This is a genomic window from Alteromonas nitratireducens (assembly GCF_040812025.1).
Lineage (GTDB): Bacteria > Pseudomonadota > Gammaproteobacteria > Enterobacterales > Alteromonadaceae > Alteromonas > Alteromonas nitratireducens.
The window spans coordinates 13,626-37,581 of sequence record NZ_JBFNPK010000005.1; the positions used below are offsets into that span (position 1 = coordinate 13,626).

Sequence of the window (23,956 nt, forward strand, 5' to 3'; positions counted from 1 at the left end):
GAGACAGATCATGGATATCAGAAAGATTAAAAAACTTATCGAGCTTGTAGAAGAATCCGGCATTGCGGAACTGGAAATCACGGAAGGTGAAGAATCAGTACGTATTCACCGTGGTCCGTCTGGTTCACCTCAGCCAATGAATTACAGCTTTGCTGCGCCAGCGGCACCTGCGCCAGCCCCTGCGCCGGCTCCGGCAGCGCCTGCAGAAGCGGCAGCACCTGCTGCACCAGCGGGTCACACAGTCAATTCGCCAATGGTCGGTACGTTCTATCGCGCATCATCACCCACGGCCAAGCCGTTTGTTGAAGTTGGCCAGAAGGTGAATGTCGGCGACACCCTGTGCATCATTGAAGCGATGAAAATGATGAACCAGATTGAAGCCGATAAAGCCGGCGTGGTGAAAGAAATTCTGGTGGATAACCAGGATCCTGTCGAGTTTGACCAGCCACTGTTTGTCATCGAATAACAGGCCAATACCATGCTAGATAAAGTACTCATTGCCAACCGTGGGGAAATAGCGCTTCGTATTTTGCGTGCCTGTAAAGAGCTGGGCATCAAAACCGTTGCGGTACATTCCACTGCGGATAAAAACCTCAAGCACGTGCTGCTTGCCGACGAGTCCATCTGTATTGGTAAAGCGTCGGCGACAGAGAGCTACCTGAATATTCCGCGCATTATTGCGGCAGCCGAAGTCACCAATTCTATTGCCATTCACCCGGGCTACGGGTTTCTGGCAGAAAATGCGGACTTTGCCGAAGCGGTAGAGAAAAGCGGCTTCATTTTTGTCGGCCCGACTGCCGAGACCATCAGCCTGATGGGTGACAAAGTGTCAGCTATCAATGCGATGAAAAAAGCGGGCGTACCTTGTGTACCCGGCTCAGACGGTCCGCTGACCGATGATGAAGAGCGCAACAAGAGCATCGCTAAACGTATTGGTTACCCGATTATCGTGAAAGCCGCCGGCGGCGGTGGTGGTCGTGGTATGCGTGTTGTGCGCAACGAAGGCGAGCTGATTAAAGCCATTGAAACCACCAAGGCAGAAGCCGGTGCAGCATTTGGCAACTCGATGGTTTACATGGAGAAGTTCCTGGAAAACCCGCGTCACGTGGAAATTCAGGTGCTCGCCGATGGCCAGGGGAATGCCATTCACCTGGGTGAACGTGACTGCTCAATGCAGCGTCGTCACCAGAAGGTAGTGGAAGAGGCGCCTGCGCCGGGTATTTCGGAGCAGATGCGTGCCAAAATTGGCGACCGCTGTCGCCGCGCCTGTATTGAAATTGGCTACCGCGGTGCCGGTACGTTTGAATTCCTGTACGAAAACGGCGAGTTCTACTTCATCGAAATGAACACCCGTATTCAGGTAGAACACCCGGTGTCAGAGATGATCACGGGCGTGGATTTGATCAAAGAGCAGCTTCGCATTGCCGCCGGGCAGCCGCTGTCGATTGACCAGTCACAAATTCAGATCCGTGGCCATGCGATTGAGTGCCGGATTAACGCCGAAGATCCCAACACCTTCGTCCCAAGCCCGGGCAAAATCAATATGTTCCATGCCCCAGGTGGTCTTGGCGTTCGCTGGGAGTCACATGTGTATGCCGGTTACAGCGTACCGCCTTATTACGACTCGATGATTGGCAAGCTGATCACCTACGGTGAAAGCCGTGACGAAGCGATTGCGCGCATGCGTCATGCACTGGACGAACTGGTCATTGATGGCATCAAGACCAATATTCCGCTGCAGCGTAACATTATGGCAGACGAAAACTTTTTCGCCGGTGGTACCAATATTCACTACCTCGAGAAAAAACTCGGTATGTCGTGATACCCGTCAGACCATAAAAATGCCGCACCTCGTGCGGCATTTTTGATCGCGCTGTCTATATTCAAAGGCCGTCGACACCGATAGTAATAAATTTTTGATTAACCGTTTTTCGATAGTTCTATTTTATTGATTACAACAATCAATTATCTCCGATAGTCACGGATATCTGGCGCCCCTATACTGGCTATGTGTTTTGCAGGTAGTCCCGCTACCTGCACCAGTTTTAGATACATGTGCGCTGTATTGACATGACTATCTTCTCCCTGAACTGGAAACAGGCTTAGCTGTAATACCCCATTGGAGTCTTCCTCCATTCTCCGCCGGTGCCTCTGCACCGGCTTTTTTTCTTTTTGCTGACCGCTTTTTTTGTCATGATTTGCGTAAACCCGTTTCAGGCACCGGTGTTCATGAAATCGCTTTTGACCTGTCTGCTGGCTTGTTTGGCCCTCTCTCCTGCCCTGGTGCGGGCCGAACTGCATTACGCTGACAAAACTGACCTACAGGTGCGCCATGACATGCGCAGCAATCGCGCCAGTCGCGATCAGTACCGGATACGCTATTATCCGTCGCTCTCTTTATCAGCCTACTCATCATGGTCATTAAACGCGTTTGCTGTCACCGGCGACGATTTCAGTGCCAGTCACAACACCTTTGGCGAGTCGGATCAGGGCGTTCACGTACGTCGCCTGTATTTACGTCATCAGGCAGATTACGGTAAGACTGAATTCGGCGTCATTCCCACCTACAAAGGCAGGGTGTCGTCATCAGGATTGTCTAAGGATGGCTGGATTGAAGGGCTTCGCCACGTACGTCTTTTGCCTGATGACAGCCAGCTTGAGCTAGTCGTCGGCCAGTTGAATAACACGCAGCCCGGCAGGGCGCTGTCGCTGCCCGACAAAGCAGATTATATTGAGCTGGAATATTCGGCGCGCATCGACCAGTCACAGTCGTATGAGTTTAGTCTGGAACGCATGACCGGCGGAAACTTCGCACGGGCAGAATACCGGCATCGTTTTACCAGCGGACGCACTGCCTTTGCCGAACTGGTGCACCGACTGGATGAATCAGGCACCAAAGCGGTTGTCGGACTGTCCGGTGAGTTTCATCTTGGTCAGTATCCGGTGTCGTTTTTTACTCATTATTCTTATGTCAGCGACGGGCTGGGTGCCCGGGCTGAGCTGACAGAGGACTTCCTCGGTACCGGTCATGGGGCGTCAGCCGAGTTTGACGGCGTGCTGTCTCACCAGCACCGTCTGGACTGGTTTGTTCGGATTGACGTTATCGACAGTGTGTCGCGGCTGTTAACCGGTATAAAGCTGTCGTTTGCACACGGGCAATAAAAAAGGCCCATCAAACGATGGGCCAAACAGCAAGAACGCGTACACACTTTCAACAGTGCATCATCCATTACGCGCGTAGTGATAGCCGGGTTCATTTTTTTAAAATTACGAATAGTTAATTTTTTATCGCGCCGGTTTTCACGGAACGGCGGTCAGCCGGCCCCCTTTGGTTTGTACTGTGACGGACAGTAGCCGCGGTCAACGCCTGCAGGTCGCAGGGCCTTGTGCTTGGTCTTTCTTCCGCTGACACGGGCCCGCCAGTTCTTAAATGCACGCACGTTCAAACTTGCACGCATCAGTTTAATCACCGCTTTTTCATCCAGTCCGTACAGCTTTTCAATGGCTTCGAAAGGAGTACGATCTTCCCATGCCATTTCTATAACACGAGACTGATCCACCGCATTGAGTTCATGTTTCATAAAAGAGCTCAGTATTTTTTTGTTGTGCTACGAGAAAAACGGCGATTTCGTTCAGCTGTTGTCATGCACAATATTCAGCAGGGCCGCAGCCGCTTTCGCGTCTGACAGCGCACGATGGTGTCTTTCCATGGTGATGTCATAGTGGGCAGTCAGCGACGCCAGTGAATAACTTGGCAAGCCAGGCACGGCGCGGCGCATTTCCCTGACCGTACACAGCTTAGGCCGGCGATAGCTGCGCTCCAGACGGGCAAATTCCTGTTTAATAAAGCCATAGTCAAAATTTACATTGTGCGCCACAAACACGCAGTCTGCGGTAAAACGGTCTATGGCATCGGCTACCTCAGCAAAAACCGGCGCATCTGCCACCATGTCATCGCTGATCCCGGTCAGCCGGGTAATCGCTGACGGGATACGGCGTTCGGGGTTTATCAGTGTCTGATAGGTATCAACAATTTCCCCGCGTATTACTTTGGCAATACCGACTTCCGTTACCCGATGGTAAGCACTGTTGCCGCCGGTAGTTTCAATATCGACTACCGCGTACGGCTGGTCGGGATCGCGCACCCAGTTAACCTGCGTGATGGTGACATCAAACCCGGCCTGCTTCAGGCACTGTATGCTGACAAGCTGATTACGGCGGATCTGATCACCCGGAGCTTTGATTTCCTCAAACCGCAATGCGCCGTCTTCCAACACCATGATATCGGGGAACCCGTCACTTAAACTGTGAAAGTCTTTGGCCATGGCCAGCAGCACCTGACACACCTGCTTGCACGAGGTCGCCTCGAGCAATACCTTAACTGGCGTCAGCACATCACGATGCCAGATGAACAGACAGTTGCTTTTACCGTAGTGTTCTGTGGCCATGCGGGTAACGTGCCGTAGCATGGTATCGGCGGAATCCAGCGACTGCAGCAAAGCGTCAATCTGCACGTCAAAGTCGGCATAGAAGGTGTTATGTTTGAGTGACTGAGGTCGCCGGTCGAATTCGGTTACCAGCGTATCCTGCTCAAACAGCAACGACCAGAATGTGAGGCCAAACAGGCTGCGCCACAGGGTATTTTCGGTACGCCAGCTTTGACTTCCCCGACGCCGGTAGGCAGCCATGACACCACGCTCTACCTGGTGTCGCTGACTTTCGTCCAGATCCAGCGAGCGGCTTGCATTGCGAAGCATATCCGTTACTACGCTGGTACGTTTTTGATGAAACTTACGGGCGTAAAAATCTTCAGCAAACGCCAGAAAGGTGTCAGACGGCGGGTTTTCGATATGGCTTTCAAGTGCGGCTTTTACCTCGTCTTTCAAACCGGCCTTATAGGCCTCACGCAGCCATTTTTCTTTTGCCTCATCAGAGTCTGCGCGGCGCAGCACCGACAATGCCAGCCCGGTATCATGGGTCAGCAGCGTTGTTCCCAGTGTGAAAAAAAAGCGGTCCCGATAGGGTGCGGCCTGTACCGACGTCACCGCCGGATGAGGCTGCTGAGCTAACGCGATGAGCTGCTCAGCCTCCATGAAAGGAATCGACTGGCACTGGGTGATGTAGTGCCATGCTCCGCTGGCCTCGTGCACATTTTCAAAACGGGTATTGTCACCACTGACGTTTTCGCGTGTGCGCATGATGCCAAGATCACGCATCGAAAACTGGTTCAGTCGCCCACGGGTATTCCCAAAGTAAAGAAATAACAGATAGTTAAGTACACTACTAAACCGGCAAACCAGATAATCGCTGTCCGTTACCGAAGGCCAGTTAATGGTATCGCTGGTCTGCTCCAAAAGACTGACCAGCGCATTCTTCGACTTCGATGTCAGCGTCACACCGGTAATCGAGGTCTCCAGAATAGCAATAATGGCGTCTTTGGTGAGCGCGCTGGCAATGTCCGGTAGCGCAGCCTCTTCGAGCGGCCCAAAATACCCCTGTTCAATCAGTGCATCGAGGTGCTGCTGAGGCGCATTGATTTCCGCATACGCAAACTGGCGACGATCGATAATGGCGTATTTTCGGTTCGCGGCGCGTGCAATCAGGCACTGTTTATCCTCATCGAGCGCGCGAAACGCTGAGATAAAGTCATGTGCTTCGTTGGTTAACAACGCGCTGTTAGCACCGTCGAAAAACTGCAAAAACTCATGAAAGTGTGTCAGGTAATAGCGTGCTGGCAGTGTTTTACGCATGGGATAATAGAAAAATACTGTAATTATAGACAGTGTAATAACGGAAGCGGGCGTTAATCAAGCCGTATTCGCTGTTTTGACACCCAGTGAAAATAGCCCGCCAGTTGCTCGTCGGCCAGCAGCTTCTCCAGGGTATTGAGCGATTTTGCCAGTTCCATCGGCGAATAAAACCGGTGAATACCGTCGTGACACTGACGGCAAATGGCAATACCTTCATTTCGCTCATCACGGGTCAGCGTTTTCCTGAAGAAACGCCGCCGGTGCATCTGTTTGGGGATCAGATGATGAAAAGTCAGCCTGGCCTTTCGCCTGCAGCAGGGACAAATATCCACCCGCTGTACCATTCACACTCCTCGTTAACCGAAAATCAATCCACGTTTGCCGTAACAGCGTATTTAGCGACAGTAAAAATGCATTGTGGAGTTAGTATCATGAGCCTTACCCGGCCTATGTCGTTCGAGTGCCCTTACTGTATGGCGTACAACGACGTCGAAATCGACGAAGCCAATGACATTGGACAGGTTCAGATCCTGGACTGCCAGATTTGCTGCCAGCCCATTGAACTAAACGTATTTCAGGATGGTTCGGATCTTGTCATTGATGCACGGAGAGAAAATGACTGAGTCACAGAAAACCGCTTTTACGGCGTCAGACATTGACGCTATGGCGCAGCGCTATCGTGCCAATTTCATTAACAGTCTGTCTGGTTTTAAAGCGGCGGCGCTGCTTGGCACAACCGATGGCACCACCGACAACCTGGCTGTTGTCAGCTCAGTGGTTCACATTGGCGCAAACCCACCCCTGCTTGGCATGATCATGCGCCCACATACCGTCGAGAGGCACTCACTGCAGAACATCAAAGACCGTAAGATGTACACCCTCAATCAGATTGCCGCAGACATTACCGGCAAGGCGCATCAGACGTCGGCGCGCTACCCACAGAACACCAGCGAGTTTACCGCAACCGGGCTGACAGCCTGGTATTCGGCAGATTTCGCCGCGCCGTTTGTTGCCGAGAGCCCGCTGAATATTGGACTTGAAGTGGCAGAGCACCTAACCCTGTGTAATAAAACGGAACTGGTGATAGGGCGCATCCGTCAAGTCCACGTTAATCGCGCGGCGATTGCCGGGGATGGTTATCTGGATCTGGAGCAGCTGGACATCGCCTGTATTTCCGGACTGGACAGTTACCACCGCACGCAGCGCATTGCCCAGTATGCGTATGCAAAACCCGATGAACCGGTTCGGGAAAAAACACCGCCAGAATGAAACAAAATTAATCTTAATCAATGAAATAAAAAGTATTTTGCCAGATCCTAGAAATGCGAGTATAAGTATATAACGATATAAAAACCTGCCGCCGGCAGGTTTTTGCGTTTTATAGGTTGGATAAAAAAGAATCATTCTCAATTCTGTTTAACCGGGAGCAAATTATGAAATCTGTCGATCGTCGCGGATTCCTGAAATTGTCAGGATCGGCACTAATTGGAATTACGCTTGGTGGTACCGCACTTCGTGCTAACGCCCAGGAGCCGTTGAGTGCTGACGATCCTACCGCCAAAGCGCTGAACTACACGCCGTCATCCACTGTAGAAGGTTCTCAGTGTGCAAATTGCATGTATGTTCAGGGTGAAGAAGGTAAAGACATGCGCCCGTGCGCGATTTTCCCTGGCAAGCTGATTAACGCAAACGGCTGGTGTAGCGCCTGGGTGAAGAAACCAGGGTAACCTGACTCAATACACAGAGTGATATGAACGCCGTGCGGTGTTGCATTTTTTGCATGCATCGCCCGGCGTTTTTGTTTATGCGGTATCAAAAATGGTCCGGGCCGTGTCGCTACACGGCGCAAAAAGACCGCTGGTTACTGGTCTGAATCGGCGAACTGACCGTCACGTACCGGCAGTTTATCAAGCAGATTAACCAGCCCGAATTCATCCAGCAGACGCTGATAGCGTCCATTACGCATAAACACATTCAGTGTGTTGTCAAATTGCGCCCTTATTTCGGGATCGATGATTGCTGCCCGGTATGGCATCACGTCAAACAATGGGTGAATCGAAAGTTCTCGCTGCAATCTTAACGGTAACTTTTTGACAAGGAACGCGAGAATATGTCTGTCCATAACGACGACATCGACACTGCCAACCATCAGTAACTTTATTTGCCGCTCGGTTATAGCCGCTTCAAGGTATTTTTTCGACGGTTTTACGGTGTCGGCAAACTCTGTTCCCAATAGGTTACTGGCATCTTTGAACGCAATGACAGAGTGCAGTCGCAACTCGTTAACGCGGGATAATCTAATTGCCCTCTGACGCAATGTTACCGCCACATTCTGATAAACGACATACGGTTCAGTGAGTAGTTCAGGGTCTACTCTATGTTTTATGTCTATGGTCAGTACCATGTCGATGTTGCCGGATAGCAGCATCTCAGATGCTTTGCCAATCAGCGTAAAGACGGGCTGAAATTCGTGACCGTCCTCAGCCAGTATTTGCCTTGTAAGCTCTATTTCAAAGCCACTTTCGCTTTTTTCAATAACGTAAGGCGGTCTGTCCCAACCTACCGCGGCGCGAATCACTTTCGCGCTTACCTGACTGCAGCAGAGAGTAAGACACAGAAGAACTAATCTCACTTAACACTCGTTGTTTACCACCGACTGGGTTCAAGTATAAACAGTGAATGGCAAACGTGCCTGATATCGACATGAGTCTTAGCTGGTCTGTAGGTTATAAAACGATTCGACTCTCTAGCAGAATTCGCGTTATAGACTGGCGAACCCGCGATTTTCAGGTTGTAACTCAACCTGATTTATTAAACCAAACCTGTCGAGTAATTGCTGATAACGCCCATCTGCCTTAAATTGCGCTAATACGTCATTGAACTGCGATCGCAATACAGGATCACGAATGGCTGCACTGTAAGGGATTGCATCAAACAAAAAGTGAATTGTCGTTTGGGCCTGCCTTGCGCAAGGCATCTGGCGTTTAAAATGTTCAAAGATATTAATATCCATTACCGCCACGTCCACGCTTCCGAGTAATAGCATGCGTACCTGACGATATTGCTCAGGGACTTCAAGGTAACCATTGGTTTTCTCGACAGCACGGCTAAATTCAGGCCCCAATACCTGACTGGCAGTCTGAAAAGCAATGACACTCAATCCTTTAAGGTCAGACAAAGATTCTATTTGAAGGGTGCGCTGCTTTAACGACACCGCAACATTCTGATAGGTCACGTAGGGGTCGCTAAGTATTGCCAGGTCTATATTTTGTGATGCATTCATGGTCAGACCCATTTCGGCATTACGGTCTTCCATCATTCTCATTGAGCGTCCGTAAGGCACAAAAACAGGAACCAGCTCATGCCCAAGCGAGGCGAGCACCTGTCGAACAAGTTCAATTTCGAAGCCTGAGCTCCCATCCTGAACTATGTAGGGTGGTTTAGCCCAGCCAACTACTGCCTCAATTTCTCTGGAAGAGGCAAAAGACGAGACCATCACCAATAAAATCACGATTAATATACGCAAACTTACTGTCTTATAGTTATTGTTATTCAACAGTCAGTTTACTGGCAGGTAACGATACCTACAATTAAACGAAAGGCTAACATGCCACTTTTCTGCACCCTTGCGGTAACGGCGATTTGGTGTTTACCGGGTGACGTTATGGGTAAGTGCTGCCTGATGGAGACGGGATCACCGTTGCACGGTATTGTGGCAGACGGTCAAGCAGGTTCACCAGCCCGAACTGGTCCAGCAACACCTGATACCGGCCGTCGGCAATAAATTCGGCGAGTTTCTGATTGAACTGGCGGCGAAGTACCGGATCATGAATCGCCACACTGCAGGGAATAACGTCGAATAATTCATGAATGGCGATGGGCTCACGTTCCGACGGTAACAGATGGCTCTGCATGTAGTTAAAGATGTTCCGGTCAAGAATAGCAACGTCAACACTGCCGGACATCAGCATCAGTAATTGCCGGTCCTGAATGGGCACTTCCACATAGCCGCTCATCTGCGGCACTACGCTGCGAAACGCCTCACCCAGCACTTCCGAGGCAGTCTGAAAAGACAACACCCTTAACCCGGCCAGGTCAGACAGATTGGTTAACGCGAGGTTGCTTTGTTGCAGCGAGATAGCGACGTTCTGATATATCACATAGGTATCAGACAGAATAGACGGGTCGACTTCATGGCTTTTGCTCATCGTCAGTCCCATTTCTACCTGGCGGTCGTTGACCATCATGACTGTGCGGCCAAACGGGACATACACGGGTATCAGTTCGTGCCCCAGCTCGGACAGGATCTGCCTGACAAGTTCTACCTCAAACCCGGAGTTTCTGTCCTGCATCACATACGGTGGCTTGTCCCAGCCAACGACAGCCTCAATTTGCCTTGCGTGGGCAAACCATGAAGTCAGCAGGATAAAAAAGAGGACGATACGCAAAGCCACCTCACTACAAAAACGTCAAAGTCAGTATAAAGAGATGTACATACCAGCTCAATATTACTTTTAGTTAATGAAAGACATGGCAACAATACCAACTTCACGTTTCTTCCATACGTGACGATTGGTACTATACCCGCAAATTTATCAACCACATGTTTTATGGCCTGGCTTCAACTGATTATTGATGCAACATCCTCCAACGCCGAAGTTATCGGCGAACATCTTAGCGACTGCGGTGCGCAGGCAGTGACCTTTGTCGATGCCAAGGACACACCAATGTATGAGCCAAAGCCAGGTGAAGTCATGCTGTGGCCTGACACCCGAATTATTGGCTTGTTTGATGCCAGTGACGATATGCAACAGGTGGTGGCGCAGTTAACGGCCATCGGCGTCCTCGGCGACGGTGTTCACCATAAGGTCGAACAGCTGGAAGATAAAGACTGGGAACGCGAATGGATGGATAACTTTCACCCTATGCGTTTCGGTGAGCGCCTGTGGATTTGTCCGAGCTGGCGTGAGGTACCTGACCCGTCAGCTGTCAATGTGATGCTCGATCCTGGCCTGGCCTTTGGCACGGGCACACACCCGACAACGGCCCTGTGTCTGTGCTGGCTCGACAGTCTGGAGCTTACCGGCAAAACGGTCGTCGACTTCGGTTGTGGCTCAGGCATTCTGGGTATTGCCGCCCTCAAACTGGGTGCAAAGAACGTCGTGGGTATCGATATCGATCCCCAGGCGTTGCAGGCCAGCGAAGAAAACGCACGCCGCAATCATGTTGAAGACAAACTGCAGGTCTATCTGCCGGAAAATCAGCCCGACATGCAGGCTGATGTGGTCATTGCCAATATCTTAAGTGGCCCGTTACTGGAGCTGCGCGAAATAATCACCGGATTCTGCAAGCCCGGCGGCAAACTGGTTCTGTCCGGCATTTTAGCCGAGCAGGTTAATGCCATTGAAACCGCCTACGCGGCCGATTTCGACCTTGAACCGCACGCCATCGATGGCGAATGGGCACGGGTGAGCGGTAGCAAAAAAACACAACAGCAATAATCGTCCACAGAGCTGACCATATAACTGAGAGTGGGGTCGAGCCTTGAAACCGTCCCACGTTGATCGCAGGTTGCGCGCATTGCCAGCATGATTTGCATGGAGGAAGACCGGTCGCGCAGAAACCACACCGACAATAGCCCACAGAGCTGACCATATAACGGAGAGCGTGTTTTAAGGGTAAATCCCGCTCTCCGCCTGCAATCCGGACATATCACTTTTTGCCCGCTGTCAAGGGCCCACCTGTAAATTTTGTGCGATTTTTAGCCTTTTCATGGCGAGCGAAAACGCGTACACTTAGCGCCCCGTTCGAGCCGGGTGACTATTTTCTGTTCAGTTGTTGATGAATATTTATGCGAATTGGCCCCTACGAGCTTGACAATAATTTGATGCTTGCGCCGATGGCGGGAGTTACCGATCGTCCTTTTCGTCAGCTTTGCAGACGTATGGGGGCGGGCCTGGTGGTTTCCGAAATGCTGTCCAGCAATCCCAGGGTGTGGAACACGGCCAAATCGATGGCGCGCATGGATCACAGCGGGGAAGACGGTATTCGTTCCGTACAAATTGCCGGTGCCGACCCAGAACTGATGGCACAGGCAGCACAGTTCAATGTTGAAAACGGTGCGCAGATTATCGACATCAACATGGGCTGTCCGGCCAAAAAGGTAAATAAGAAGCTGGCAGGCTCTGCACTGCTTCAATACCCGGATTTGGTGGAGTCTATCGTGAAAGCCGTCGTTAACGCGGTGGATGTTCCGGTAACACTGAAAATCCGCACCGGCTGGAATACCGACAATCGCAATGGGGTAGAGATTGCCCGGATTGCAGAACAAAACGGCATACAATCACTGGCAGTTCATGGCAGAACCCGTGCCTGTATGTACAAGGGAGAAGCAGAGTACGACACCATTCGACAGATCAAAGCGGCAATTTCTATTCCGGTGATCGCGAACGGTGACATCACTTCTGCACAAAAAGCACAAGATGTGCTCAATTACACCGGCGCTGATGGCGTGATGATCGGTCGAGGTGCTCAGGGTAATCCCTGGATTTTTAAGCAAATCCTGCATTTCCTTGAGACCGGCGAAGACCTGCCACCTCCGCCACTGTCCGAGCAACATGAGGTGTTACGAAGTCATGTTGCCAATGTTCATGCTTTTTACGGTGACGTTACCGGTGTAAGAATTGCCCGAAAACACGTGGGCTGGTATCTCGCGGAGCATGATAAGGAGCGTCAGTTTCGTAAAGTCTTTAATGCCATCGAGCAGGCAGACGCCCAGCTTGGTGCCATAGACGACTATTTTCAATCGCTGCATCGTCGAGAAACCCGACAGATTTCTCCTGCAGCATAGTGATGACTAACTAAAGAGCAAGACTGTATTATGTTCGATCAAAATGTGACTTCACCTTTTACAACAACAGTAACCACGCCTTCTCAGACTCAGGCGCAAAAACCACTGCGTGATTCAGTAAAGCAGGCTGTTAACAAGTATCTGAAACAACTTGATAACGCCAACATCGATAACCTGTACGAAATGGTTCTTGCTGAAGTTGAAGCGCCGCTGCTCGAAGAAGTTATGACTTACACCCGCGGCAACCAAACCCGCGCGGCCATCATGATGGGCATCAACCGTGGCACACTGCGCAAAAAGTTGAAGCAGTACGGCATGAACTAAGACGAATTGGGCTACGCCCACACAAGAGCACCTGACGGTGCTCTTTTTGTTTCACTCACAGCTAAACAGTACACACTATGCAAACTCTCAGACCCATTAAACGCGCGCTTTTAAGTGTTTCAGACAAAACCGGTATTGTTGACTTCGCCAAAGCGCTTCATGACGCTGGCGTTGAACTGCTGTCGACCGGCGGCACCGCAAAACTCCTTAGCGAAGCCGGCCTGCCGGTAAAAGAAGTTTCTGAACATACTGGTCATCCGGAAATCATGGACGGCCGGGTGAAAACCCTGCACCCCAAAATTCACGGGGGTATCTTAGGTCGTCGCGGGCAGGACGAGCAGGTGATGGAAGACAATCACATTGCGCCTATCGATCTGGTTGCCGTTAATCTGTATCCGTTTGCGGCCACGGTAGCCAGGGAAGACTGCACGCTGGAAGACGCCATTGAGAACATCGATATTGGCGGACCGACCATGGTGCGTGCTGCCGCCAAAAACCACCGTGACGTTACCATTGTGGTCAACGCCGCAGACTACGATCGCGTGCTGTCGGAAATGCGCGACAACGACGGTTCACTGACTTACCAGACCCGTTTTGATCTTGCCATTAAAGCGTTTGAGCACACGGCAGAATATGATGGCATGATTGCTAACTATTTTGGTGCGCGCATTGATGCTGCTGAGTGTGGCGACGAGTGTGACCACGCGCACAGCGAGTTCCCGCGGACCTACAATATTCAGATGACCAAAAAGCAGGACCTGCGTTACGGCGAGAACAGCCATCAGAACGCCGCGTTCTATGTCGAAAATCACATTCAGGAAGCCTCGGTCGCTACTGCACAGCAGTTACAGGGTAAAGAACTGTCGTTTAACAACATTGCCGACACCGACGCCGCGCTGGAATGCGTGAAAGAGTTTGTCGAGCCCGCCTGTGTCATCGTTAAACACGCAAACCCGTGTGGTGTGGCGATTGGCGAGAACATTCTTGAAGCTTACGACCGTGCGTTTAAAACTGACCCGACTTCAGCGTTCGGCGGCATTATCGCATTTAACCGCGAACTTGATGCCACCACGGCAGAGGCCATTATTGACCGTCAGTTCGTTGAGGTCATCATTGCACCGTCGGTGTCTGAACGTGCCAAAGAGATTGTCGCAACCAAGAAGAATGTCCGTCTTCTGGCCTGTGGCGACTGGCATGGTCAGTTAACTGAAGGCTACGACTTTAAACGTGTCAACGGTGGTCTGCTGGTGCAGGAGCGCGATTTTGGCATGGTTGATATGGACGACCTCAAAGTTGTCACCAAGCGCCAGCCTACCGAGCAGGAGCTGCGCGATCTGATGTTCTGCTGGAAAGTCGCCAAATACGTGAAGTCCAATGCCATTGTCTACTGCAAAGACGGTATGACGGTAGGTGTCGGTGCCGGTCAGATGAGCCGTGTCTATTCGGCGAAAATTGCGGGCATCAAGGCTGCCGATGAAGGCCTGGAAGTGGCTGGCTCTGTGATGGCGTCGGATGCGTTCTTCCCGTTCCGCGATGGCATTGATGCAGCCGCCGCAGCAGGCATTCGGGCGGTTATCCAGCCGGGCGGCTCCATGCGTGATGACGAGGTCATTGCCGCGGCTGATGAACATGACATCGCCATGGTCTTCACCGGAATGCGTCATTTCCGTCACTGATCCTGACGACACCTTGCTGCCGTTCCTCGCAACGGCAGCAAGATCTGACGGATTTTTCATCGCCTTGTGAATAATCTGGGTTAGGCTTAATCTGATGCTTTACTGCTGCAGTATTAGCAATGTATTGCCTGTATCGATAACAAGGAAAAACGACATGAAAAAGTTAGCGCTCTACTTTACCGCCTCTGTATTGAGTCTTAGTGCCTTCACTGCCAGCGCAGATGCGATCAGTGATGCTGTAAAAAGTGACAACCGCTCAGCCGAAGCCAAACTGCGTGACGAATATCGTCACCCGCAGCAAACGCTGCGCTTTTTTGGCGTAGAACCGGACATGACCGTGGTTGAGATCTGGCCAGGTGGTGGCTGGTATACTGATATCCTTACCGCCGTCGTCAAAGGCGAAGGGAAGTATGTTGGTGCCCATTTTTATGTTGACAATGAAACCCGGGATTACTATCGCAATGCACGGGCGAAATTCAGCGAAAAAGTAAAAACCTATCCACCGTACTCTGAAGTCGTTGTTGCTACTTTCCATCCGGTCAAGGCGCTGGATATTGTTGACGCCGGCAGCGCCGACGTGGTGCTGACATTCCGAAATGTACACAACTGGTACATGAATGCAGGCCTGGAGGGGCTGGATAATGCGTTTAAGGCATTTTATGACGCCCTTAAACCAGGCGGTGTACTGGGTGTGGTTGAACACGAACTGCCCGAGTCGGCCAGCGATGATGCCATGAAATCGAGCGGGTATATGAAACGCTCGGTGGTGATGGCAGCTGCAGAAAAAGCCGGTTTTGTACTGGCAGCCAGCAGTGACATCAATGCCAACCCTATGGATTCTGCCGATCACCCCAAAGGGGTCTGGACCTTACCGCCAACGCTGGCACTGGGCGACCAGGATCAGGCGAAATACCTGGGCATCGGTGAAAGCAACCGCATGACCCTGAAATTTGTAAAACCAAAAGCGTAATAGCAGGAACTTTAATGAACGTACTTGTCATTGGCGGCGGCGGCCGCGAACATGCGCTGGCATTCAAAGCCGCGCAATCTCCTTCTGTGACCACGGTGTTTGTTGCACCCGGCAATGCCGGCACAGCCACCGAAGCGAAACTTGAAAATGTGGCAATCGACGCCAGCGACATCACTGCACTGCTGGCCTTTGCTAAAGATAATCAGGTGGAACTGACGATTGTCGGTCCGGAAGCGCCGCTGGTGGCAGGCGTTGTTGATGCGTTCCAGGCTGACGGCCTGACCATTTTTGGTCCAAGCCAGGCGGCAGCGCAGCTGGAAGGGTCAAAAGCATTTACCAAAGACTTTCTGGCGCGACACAATATACCTACTGCGTTCTATCAGACCTTTACCGACATTGAGCCGGCACTGGCGTACATCAAAGCGCAGGGTGCCCCGATTGTGGTAAAAGCTGACGGGCTGGCCGCTGGTAAAGGGGTGATTGTGGCAATGACCGAAGCCGAAGCCGAAGCTGCCGTGCGCGATATGCTGGCAGGCAACGCGTTTGGCGACGCCGGTTCGCGCGTGGTCATTGAAGAGTTTCTCGATGGTGAGGAAGCCTCATTTATCGTGATGGTTGACGGCAAGAACGTACTGCCTTTTGCCACCAGCCAGGATCACAAACGTGCGGCCAACGGTGATACCGGGCCAAACACCGGCGGTATGGGTGCCTATTCGCCGGCTCCGGTAGTGACCCCGGACATTCACGAGCGCATCATGAATGAGGTTATCCGTCCGACCGTCGACGGTATGGCGTCGGAAGGTATGCCGTACACCGGTTTCCTGTATGCCGGTCTGATGATCATGCCCGACGGCACGCCTAAGGTGATTGAATACAACTGCCGCTTCGGCGACCCGGAAACCCAGCCGATTATGCTGCGCCTGCAGTCTGATCTGGTTGCGCTGTGTCTGGCCGCCTGTGAAGGCAAACTGGATAGCGCAACTATTGAGTTTGACCCGCGCGCAGCTGTTGGTGTGGTACTGGCCGCCGGGGGTTATCCTGGCAGCTATGAAAAAGGCAACGCGATCACCGGACTGGACGAGGCTGACAAGCTGGATGGCAAGGTATTCCACGCTGGCACAGCACTTCGCGGCGACGAGGTAGTGACCAGTGGTGGCCGGGTGCTGTGTGCCACGGCACTGGGCAACAACGTCACCGAGGCGCAGCAACACGCTTACAAGCTGGTGTCTGCAATTCAGTTCAAAGACGTTTACTACCGTACCGACATCGCTCACCGCGCAATAAGTCGCGAGCGCGACGCCGGGTAACACGCTGACAACCGGTGCGGTACACGTTACGTATCGCACCGTTTTCTTTCTCTTCACCGCTTTCGCTTCGCAATTTGACGCAGGTCAGGTTAAGCTTTTGCACAGTCACGCATACTCGGTGTGTCAGATGACCGTATCAAAAGGAAGCGCCATGTCATTGCAATCTGTCTGCTACCGGCTGTTAAACCCCAATCGCAACAGCGAACAGCGCGATCGGCTGGCACAGGCGTTTGACCTTTTTCTGGTCACCCTAATCATTACCAATGTCATGGCCATGATGGCCGAGACCATGCCCTCGGTAAATACCAAGTGGCATGCACAGCTCGCGCTGTTTGACGCGTTTTCCGTGGCGGTGTTCAGTATTGAATATCTGTTACGAGTTTGGGTGGCACCACTTTCACCCCACCCGCATAACCCCGGCGAGCCGCGCTGGAACAGGCGGATTGATTACATACTCAGCCCAATGGCAATCGTCGATCTGCTGGCCATTCTGCCATTTTATTTAAGCGCCTTTTTCTTTATCGATCTTCGTGTATTGCGGCTTTTCCGGGTCATTCGGATGGTCAAGCTGGGGCGTTACTCGCGCTCGATGCAGGCGCTGATGGCGGTGATCCGCAGCGAAGCACGCACGCTGATGGCAGCCTTAAGCGTGTTGCTTATCATGATGGTGGTTGCGGCCACCGTGATTTATTACCTCGAACATGAGGCACAGCCAGAGGCCTTTGCCAGTATCCCCGCGTCATTATGGTGGGCGCTGGTTACGCTGACCACTGTCGGCTATGGGGATGTCGTGCCGGTCACGGCGCTTGGCAAAGTGTTTGGTGGTGTGATCACGTTGCTTGGGGTGGGGCTGTATGCCCTGCCAGCAGGTATTTTGTCATCCAGCTTCACCGCACAGATGCAACTGCGTCGCGACCGCTTTAAGGAAACCGTCAGAACGGTCATCGCCGATGGCAAAATCAGTGAACACGACGCCCATCACCTGGAGCGCGTCAGAGACCTGCTCGAACTGGATGAAGAAGAAGCCGAGCTGATCGTGAAATTACTTCAGCACCACCACAAGACACGTGAGCCGGACGATAGCTAGCTATTCACCGGTTCAGGTCTGTGGCCCCCCACTTGATTAATCGAATTCAGAAGCTTATAACTAAACTCCGACTCGTCCCTAAGTGAGCCTATGTCAGTAAAACACCCAATCATTGCTATCACCGGATCGTCTGGTGCCGGCACCACCACAACAACCAACGCGATTCGTCATATCTTCCGTAACCTGAAGATTAACGCGGCTGTGGTTGGGGGTGACAGCTTCCACCGTTTTACCCGCCCTGAAATGGAAGTGGAAATACGCAAGGCCCAGGAGCAGGGACGTCACATCAGTTACTTTGGTCCTAAAGCCAATGACTTCGAACTGCTCGAGAGCCTGTTTCGCGAATACGGCAGTTCCGGCACCGGCCAGTTCCGACAGTATCTGCATACCTTTGATGAAGCAGTACCGTTTAATCAGATGCCAGGCACATTTACCCCGTGGCAGGATCTGCCCGCTAATACCGACCTGCTGTTCTATGAAGGTTTGCACGGCGGCGTGAAGACCGAAGAAAACGATGTGGCCAAGCACGTGGACTTACTGGTCGGCATGGTGCCGATTGTTAACCTCGAATGGATCCAGAAAATCGTCCGTGACACTACTGACCGCGGTCACTCGCGGGAAGCCGTAATGAGCAGCATTGTGCGCGGTCTCGATGACTATTTTCATTACATCACGCCGCAGTTTTCGCGCACCCATGTTAACTTCCAGCGTGTCCCCACGGTCGATACCTCAAACCCGTTCAGCGCACGCGAAATTCCGACTCAGGATGAAAGCTTTGTGGTGGTGCGCTTTCGCCGCGAAATGAAAAACGTCGACTATCCCTATTTGTTGCAGATGATTGATGGCGCTTTCATGTCCCGGATCAATACCCTGGTCGTACCCGGCGGCAAAATGGGGCTGGCTATGGAACTGATTCTGACGCCATTGATAGAAGAGCTGCTGGTGAAGAAACGCCGCGCCGGACACCAGATGGACTGGGTCGGCGACTGACACTATTTGTAACACTCCGGCCCGCCTGGCAACAATTCGATACTTTTTTCATTCGCAACTTATGGTTATAGTGAAGAAAAACATTAGGATTTGCTGATGGGTCAGGAAACCTCCAAAATACTGGTCGTCGACGACGACATGCGTCTGAGAAGCCTGTTAGAGCGCTACCTCGTTGAGCAGGGCTTTCAGGTACGTACGGCAGCCAATGCCGAGCAAATGGACCGTCTGCTGGAACGTGAAAATTTCCACCTGATGGTGCTGGATCTGATGCTGCCGGGTGAAGATGGCCTGTCAATCTGCCGCCGCATGCGCAAGTCTGACAATCCTATCCCTATTATCATGCTGACCGCCAAAGGTGACGAAGTCGACCGTATTATCGGTCTGGAAATGGGCGCAGATGATTACCTACCGAAGCCATTTAATCCCCGTGAGTTACTGGCCCGCGCTAAAGCAGTCTTGCGCCGTCAGGTCACCGAAGCGCCCGGCGCACCGTCGCGTGAGGCGCAAATTGTTGAGTTTGGTGATTATGCGCTTAATCTTGCTACCCGCGAAATGACCGCCAATGGCGAGCCGATGACCCTGACGAGCGGCGAGTTTGCCGTACTGAAATCACTGGTCACGCATCCGCGTGAACCGCTGTCCCGTGACAAGCTGATGAACCTGGCGCGGGGTCGTGATTACAGCGCCCTTGAACGTAGTATTGACGTACAGGTATCCCGTCTGCGTCGAATGCTGGAGAAAGATCCCGCAAACCCACGCTATATTCAGACGGTATGGGGACTGGGATACGTGTTTGTGCCTGACGGTGAAAAGACTGCCTGATGACTCCTGCAGCATTACGTCCGCGGTGCTGAGCGCCCGTGCGACTGCTTCCTAAAAGTGCATTCGGGCAGACGGTACTGCTGATTGGCATCCTGTTGCTGATCAATCAGGTGGTGTCCTATCTGTCGGTCACCTACTACTTTATCCGACCAAGCTATCAGCAAATTAACAGCCTGCTCGCCACGCAGGTAAAAACCGTGATTGCCGATGATTTGCTGGTCAGTACCCGCAGTGCCCGTGACCGCTATTTTGAAAAAACCGGCATTCGCGTGCTGGATCAGAGTGATGCGCTGACCGCCGGTCTCACTGATGCCACGTATTACGGTTTCATGTCGAATGAAGTCAGTAACCAGCTGGATATGGACGCCGATGTCCGCATCAGCACCATTCAGGGCGCCGCCAACGATCCGCCCTACTTAGTCTGGATATCACTCAGTCGCTATCCTGATACCTGGATTTCCGTTCCCATTACCGGCCTGAACGAGGCAAATATTTCCCCGCTGACCATGTATCTGATGGTCATTGGTATTCTCAGCGTGGCCGGTGGCTGGCTGTTTGTGCGGCGCATGACCCGCCCGCTGCAGGCGCTGCAACGCGCCGCACTGGACGTCGGCCATGGGAAATTCCCACCGCCGCTGCCCGAGCAGGGCAGCAGCGAAATGATTGCGGTAACCCGCGCCTTCAACCGCATGAACCAGGGCATTAAGCAACTTGAGCATGACCGGACGCTGATGACCGCGGGTATCTCCCACGACCTGCGTACGCCACTGACCCGCATCAGGCTGGCTACTGAAATGCTGCCGGACGAACAGGACTGGATAAAAGACGGGATTGTGAATGACATTGAGGACATGAATGCCATCATCGACCAGTTCATTGAATACGCCCGCTACGACAAAGAAGAGCGCTATGAAGAAACCAGTCTGAATACTCTGATAGAAGACGTCACTCAGGCTCGCCAACTCGAAGCAGCGCATCATATCTCATTGAAACTGGGTAACATTCCAACCTTAAGCTTGCGACGGATCTCAATAAAACGGGTCATCGAAAACCTCATAGAGAATGCCTTTCGCTATGGCTCCGATGCGATTGTCATTACAACCTTTTATGACCACAGGGATAACCGGGTCTACTGCAAAGTCCGGGATTTTGGTCCCGGCATTCCGGATGAACAGCTCGAAGACGTCTTTATGCCCTTCGCGCAGGTCGATAAGGCGCGCGGTACGTCAGGCTCCGGGCTCGGGCTGGCGATTATTCGTCGTATCATCGAAGGCCACGACGGCGAGGTACGGCTGCGCAACCATCCCCAGGCCGGCCTGATCGCAGAATTCTGGCTGCCTGTCAGGCATGAATAAACTTTTCCGGCCGATTACGACTATTAATCGGTAAATGCTGACGAGGTCTGACTGATGATACCCAGACACCTTGTGATCCTGTGCCTGCTGGCAGTGACCGGCTGTGTAAGCTGGGTCTTTGCCAAAACCGATGTTATCCGCATGCCTGAAGGCACCTACACGCTGGATAAAACCCACGCCAGCGTGATCTGGAAAGTCTCCCATCTTGGCCTCTCTCACTATACAGCCCTGTTTACTGACATCGATGCCAGTCTGGTTTTTAATCCGGCTGATCTCAGCGCCAGTCAGGTACAGGCAACCATACGCGCCGCATCACTGGAAACCCACTTCCCCTACCCGCAGGAGACCGACTTTAACGCTACGCTGGCCTATGACGCGGACTGGTTTAACGCCGATGAATATCCTGAGATCACATTTGCCTCCACGCGCATTGAGATGCACAGTGCAACCCATGCCAGCATGACCGGCGACTTAACCTTGCTTGGACAGACACGGCCAGTGACACTCACCGTCACACTAAATGGTGGGATGGCGCGTTAGCCACTCACCGGCAAACCGACTCTGGGGTTTTCCGCCACCACCACACTCAAGCGCTCTGAATGGGGTATGACCCGTTATCTGCCAATGATTGGTGATGACGTGACCATCATTATTGAGGCCGAGTTTTCCAAATAACTTTGTGCTGGCATTTACGTGACCGGCCGGTGTACTCTGAACACCGGAATTAACCGCACGCGTGCACTTTCGCAGTCACCGTGCCTACAACCTTTTTCAGGGATGAATCTTATGAAGTCCGTATCTGCCACTTTACTGTTTTGCGCCATGCTGGCCCCGCATACTGCACAGGCTGTTGACCTGGTGCCACTGAATGATTTTCCGGGCTGGTTTACCGATGCGCTGGCCCGCACGACCGAGATAAAAACCAGCACCGATTTGGCCATTGATAGCCTGGGCCTGACGGTCAGGGTACCGGGCAAGGCGTCGCTGCTTGAGCAGGGTGACGGTATGTCGTATTACCAGATGAACATTGGTACCGGTTCTCCGGTCGAGTGTTATGTGTTTACCGAATTTGACGGCACGGCAACGTCGTTCTATGCCATCATGGAGCATAGTCTCCAGAGCGCCGCCAACCTGAACAACAAATCCCTGACCGGCGCGTTTAATTTCGCTATCGACAGCGATGTAGTCAGCGGCGTTCCGTACATTGGGCTGGATACCCTGTATACGCTGGGCGAAGGCAGTGAAAAAGTCTCCGGCACGCTCAAAGGACTGGCGGCGCGTACCGACCGCAGTCTGCAGATTTGTCTGCACAACGAAATTGGCTATCGCGACAGCTTCATGGCGGTATTCTCCTCGCTGATTGAGGGGATCAACGCGCAGGAACAGGACAACGCCTTTTTTGAGCCTGTCTATAAAATGACATTAAACGGCACGCCCATCGGTTACAGCCGTGAGACGTACACCTATGATGAAGACGGCGACGTGAATATTGAAACCGACTCGGTGTTCCTGGTGCCGGTGGATGCGTCATCAGTATCGCGTTCAGACGCTGTTGTCAGCGCATGGAGCACACCGGACGGCGCGCTGATCAATGCCAACGAATACACCATTGATAACGGGGTCGTTTCGTCACAATTTTCGATTACCTATCAGGATGACGCCTGGCAGGTTCAGGGTAGCCTGCAAAACAAACCTGTCAGTGCAACGCTGGACCACGATGGCTGGTTACTGTCTGATTTTGGCGGCTACCTGGCAACTGCCAGCCTGGCAGATGCAGACACCCCGTCATCCACCTACTCCATGTGGGTACCGGAAGCGGACCCGACATCCGTCATGGCAGTGACCTTAAGCAAACAGCAGGCAGAAAACGCATACCGTTTTGATGCCGGCCCGCTGTCGATGGACTATACCGCAGACGCTGAGGGCGTAATGAAGCATGCGGCAATGGAAATGGGCGGGCTACAGGTTAAACTGGAGCTGGTGCACCGCCGCGGATCGCCGGTCACGCCATGAGAGCCCTATTCGGATGGCTGATGCTGGCACTGTCAGGCAGTGTCAGTGCCGAAGGCGTGCCCTTTTATGCGCAAATCAGTGTATCACTTGACAGTACTGCCACCCGGCCACTTGCCAGCGTTATCGAAGCGGACGTCATCGTTAGTGATGCCGGCAAGGCAGCCGGTTATCTGACCGCATGGCCTGACATAGTTGCGCGGGTTACCGACAAGCAAACGCTGCATGTTACTCTGCCCGAGCGAGCCGCTTATGCCGGTGAAGCGACACCTGCCTATTTACGCAGCAGTTTCGTGGTTGATACCGATGAGCCTGCTACCCGGGCGTTTACTGACGGGTTCCCTGCTGCCGCTGATACCCCGCCGACACCGGACGCACTGATGGCCTATGTCGATAGTTATATCGATAACCCCAGCTACATTCATGGCTTTAACATCGCGTCCGTGATTGCCACACAGCGCAGCGGTGACTGCACGGAATATGCCGTGCTGACCAGTGCACTGGCGCGGGCGCTGGGATTGCCGGCAAGGGTAATACTGGGCACGGTGATTATTGACAGCGGGGACGGCGTACTGGCGTTTGGTCACGCCTGGTCGGAAGTGCAATTTGATGGACAGTGGCATATCACTGACAGTGCATTATATCGCTCGACGGGCACCCGACATTTTTACTTGCCGTCCGGCGCACTGGACAACGAAGGTCCCGGATTTGGTATGTCGCTGATGACACTTAACATGCTGCTGCCGGCCAGACTGGACGGCGTGAAAAGCGCACCGTAACCCAACCGCCAGCCGTCAGGGTGCCCGGCAGGCACC

Annotated in this window: 24 protein-coding genes and 1 pseudogene; 19 read left to right on the forward strand and 6 right to left on the reverse strand. The window is 52.6% G+C overall.

The features are described from left to right. The first annotated feature begins 10 nt into the window (after window positions 1-10). The 3 genes from accB (at window position 11) to AB1N33_RS06065 (ending at window position 3,162) form a co-directional block, all read left to right on the forward strand. On the forward strand, window positions 11-466 hold the full coding sequence (gene accB / locus AB1N33_RS06055; protein WP_411270649.1) for an acetyl-CoA carboxylase biotin carboxyl carrier protein: 456 nt from the start codon (window positions 11-13) through the stop codon (window positions 464-466). A gap of 12 nt (window positions 467-478) precedes the next feature. After that, entirely contained in the window at window positions 479-1,822 is a 1,344-nt protein-coding gene (gene accC / locus AB1N33_RS06060) for an acetyl-CoA carboxylase biotin carboxylase subunit (RefSeq protein ID WP_411270650.1), read from the forward strand. A 407-nt stretch (window positions 1,823-2,229) separates the two neighbouring features. Then, complete coding sequence (locus AB1N33_RS06065; RefSeq protein ID WP_411270651.1) at window positions 2,230-3,162, forward strand: hypothetical protein; 933 nt, start codon at window positions 2,230-2,232, stop codon at window positions 3,160-3,162. A gap of 152 nt (window positions 3,163-3,314) precedes the next feature. Here the strand turns inward: AB1N33_RS06065 and AB1N33_RS06070 are convergent, their stop codons facing one another. The 3 genes from AB1N33_RS06070 to AB1N33_RS06080 are packed head-to-tail and all read right to left on the reverse strand — an operon-like array spanning window position 3,315 to window position 6,094. Beyond that, window positions 3,315-3,581, reverse strand: coding sequence for a TIGR03643 family protein (locus AB1N33_RS06070; RefSeq protein WP_411270652.1), 267 nt, complete (start codon window positions 3,579-3,581; stop codon window positions 3,315-3,317). Window positions 3,582-3,632: 51 nt separating this feature from the next. Continuing rightward, window positions 3,633-5,750: an exonuclease domain-containing protein gene (locus tag AB1N33_RS06075; RefSeq protein WP_411270653.1), complete on the reverse strand. Its 2,118-nt coding sequence runs from the start codon at window positions 5,748-5,750 to the stop codon at window positions 3,633-3,635. A gap of 53 nt (window positions 5,751-5,803) precedes the next feature. Further along, a complete protein-coding gene (locus AB1N33_RS06080; protein ID WP_411270654.1) occupies window positions 5,804-6,094 on the reverse strand; it encodes a hypothetical protein in 291 nt (96 codons plus the stop codon). Between the two features lie 87 nt (window positions 6,095-6,181). Between AB1N33_RS06080 and AB1N33_RS06085 the strand changes: the two genes are divergently transcribed. The 3 genes from AB1N33_RS06085 to AB1N33_RS06095 all read left to right on the forward strand — a co-directional run bounded on the left by AB1N33_RS06085 (window position 6,182) and on the right by AB1N33_RS06095 (window position 7,477). After that, complete coding sequence (locus AB1N33_RS06085; RefSeq protein ID WP_411270655.1) at window positions 6,182-6,373, forward strand: zinc ribbon domain-containing protein; 192 nt, start codon at window positions 6,182-6,184, stop codon at window positions 6,371-6,373. Next, complete coding sequence (locus AB1N33_RS06090; protein WP_411270656.1) at window positions 6,366-7,019, forward strand: flavin reductase family protein; 654 nt, start codon at window positions 6,366-6,368, stop codon at window positions 7,017-7,019. Before AB1N33_RS06085 ends, AB1N33_RS06090 begins: the two co-directional genes overlap by 8 nt. A gap of 164 nt (window positions 7,020-7,183) precedes the next feature. Beyond that, on the forward strand, window positions 7,184-7,477 hold the full coding sequence (locus tag AB1N33_RS06095) for a high-potential iron-sulfur protein (RefSeq protein ID WP_411270657.1): 294 nt from the start codon (window positions 7,184-7,186) through the stop codon (window positions 7,475-7,477). Between the two features lie 134 nt (window positions 7,478-7,611). Here the strand turns inward: AB1N33_RS06095 and AB1N33_RS06100 are convergent, their stop codons facing one another. The 3 genes from AB1N33_RS06100 to AB1N33_RS06110 form a co-directional block, all read right to left on the reverse strand. Then, entirely contained in the window at window positions 7,612-8,382 is a 771-nt protein-coding gene (locus tag AB1N33_RS06100) for a substrate-binding periplasmic protein (protein WP_411270658.1), read from the reverse strand. Window positions 8,383-8,511: 129 nt separating this feature from the next. Next, on the reverse strand, window positions 8,512-9,276 hold the full coding sequence (locus AB1N33_RS06105; protein ID WP_411270659.1) for a substrate-binding periplasmic protein: 765 nt from the start codon (window positions 9,274-9,276) through the stop codon (window positions 8,512-8,514). A 136-nt stretch (window positions 9,277-9,412) separates the two neighbouring features. Continuing rightward, complete coding sequence (locus AB1N33_RS06110) at window positions 9,413-10,198, reverse strand: substrate-binding periplasmic protein (protein ID WP_411270660.1); 786 nt, start codon at window positions 10,196-10,198, stop codon at window positions 9,413-9,415. 162 nt (window positions 10,199-10,360) lie between these two features. Between AB1N33_RS06110 and prmA the strand changes: the two genes are divergently transcribed. From prmA to AB1N33_RS06175, 13 genes and pseudogenes are all read left to right on the forward strand, one after another. Next, entirely contained in the window at window positions 10,361-11,251 is an 891-nt protein-coding gene (prmA, locus tag AB1N33_RS06115) for a 50S ribosomal protein L11 methyltransferase (protein WP_411270661.1), read from the forward strand. Window positions 11,252-11,601: 350 nt separating this feature from the next. After that, complete coding sequence (dusB, locus tag AB1N33_RS06120) at window positions 11,602-12,600, forward strand: tRNA dihydrouridine synthase DusB (RefSeq protein WP_411270662.1); 999 nt, start codon at window positions 11,602-11,604, stop codon at window positions 12,598-12,600. Window positions 12,601-12,630: 30 nt separating this feature from the next. Beyond that, on the forward strand, window positions 12,631-12,924 hold the full coding sequence (fis, locus tag AB1N33_RS06125; protein ID WP_012520109.1) for a DNA-binding transcriptional regulator Fis: 294 nt from the start codon (window positions 12,631-12,633) through the stop codon (window positions 12,922-12,924). Window positions 12,925-13,001: 77 nt separating this feature from the next. Beyond that, complete coding sequence (gene purH / locus AB1N33_RS06130; protein ID WP_411270663.1) at window positions 13,002-14,600, forward strand: bifunctional phosphoribosylaminoimidazolecarboxamide formyltransferase/IMP cyclohydrolase; 1,599 nt, start codon at window positions 13,002-13,004, stop codon at window positions 14,598-14,600. 154 nt (window positions 14,601-14,754) lie between these two features. Continuing rightward, window positions 14,755-15,570 (forward strand): class I SAM-dependent methyltransferase, encoded by an 816-nt coding sequence (locus AB1N33_RS06135; protein ID WP_411270664.1) that lies wholly within the window; start codon window positions 14,755-14,757, stop codon window positions 15,568-15,570. 14 nt (window positions 15,571-15,584) lie between these two features. After that, window positions 15,585-16,877, forward strand: coding sequence for a phosphoribosylamine--glycine ligase (gene purD, locus AB1N33_RS06140; protein WP_411270665.1), 1,293 nt, complete (start codon window positions 15,585-15,587; stop codon window positions 16,875-16,877). A 151-nt stretch (window positions 16,878-17,028) separates the two neighbouring features. After that, window positions 17,029-17,964: an ion transporter gene (locus AB1N33_RS06145; protein WP_411270666.1), complete on the forward strand. Its 936-nt coding sequence runs from the start codon at window positions 17,029-17,031 to the stop codon at window positions 17,962-17,964. A gap of 90 nt (window positions 17,965-18,054) precedes the next feature. After that, window positions 18,055-18,954 (forward strand): phosphoribulokinase, encoded by a 900-nt coding sequence (locus AB1N33_RS06150; protein ID WP_411270667.1) that lies wholly within the window; start codon window positions 18,055-18,057, stop codon window positions 18,952-18,954. Between the two features lie 96 nt (window positions 18,955-19,050). Next, window positions 19,051-19,776, forward strand: a complete 726-nt coding sequence (gene ompR / locus AB1N33_RS06155) for an osmolarity response regulator transcription factor OmpR (RefSeq protein ID WP_411270668.1) — start codon at window positions 19,051-19,053, stop codon at window positions 19,774-19,776. Window positions 19,777-19,814: 38 nt separating this feature from the next. Continuing rightward, window positions 19,815-21,131 carry a two-component system sensor histidine kinase EnvZ gene (gene envZ, locus AB1N33_RS06160; RefSeq protein WP_411270669.1) on the forward strand — a complete coding sequence of 439 codons (1,317 nt, stop codon included), beginning with the start codon at window positions 19,815-19,817 and terminating at the stop codon, window positions 21,129-21,131. A 141-nt stretch (window positions 21,132-21,272) separates the two neighbouring features. Then, window positions 21,273-21,806 (forward strand): annotated as a pseudogene (locus AB1N33_RS06165) (YceI family protein). Between the two features lie 111 nt (window positions 21,807-21,917). Beyond that, window positions 21,918-23,144: a hypothetical protein gene (locus AB1N33_RS06170; RefSeq protein ID WP_411270670.1), complete on the forward strand. Its 1,227-nt coding sequence runs from the start codon at window positions 21,918-21,920 to the stop codon at window positions 23,142-23,144. Beyond that, the gene (locus tag AB1N33_RS06175) at window positions 23,141-23,920 is read left to right on the forward strand and encodes a transglutaminase-like domain-containing protein (protein ID WP_411270671.1); all 780 of its coding nucleotides are present in this window, start codon (window positions 23,141-23,143) and stop codon (window positions 23,918-23,920) included. The genes AB1N33_RS06170 and AB1N33_RS06175 overlap by 4 nt, the downstream gene beginning before the upstream one ends. Window positions 23,921-23,956 lie beyond the last annotated feature (36 nt).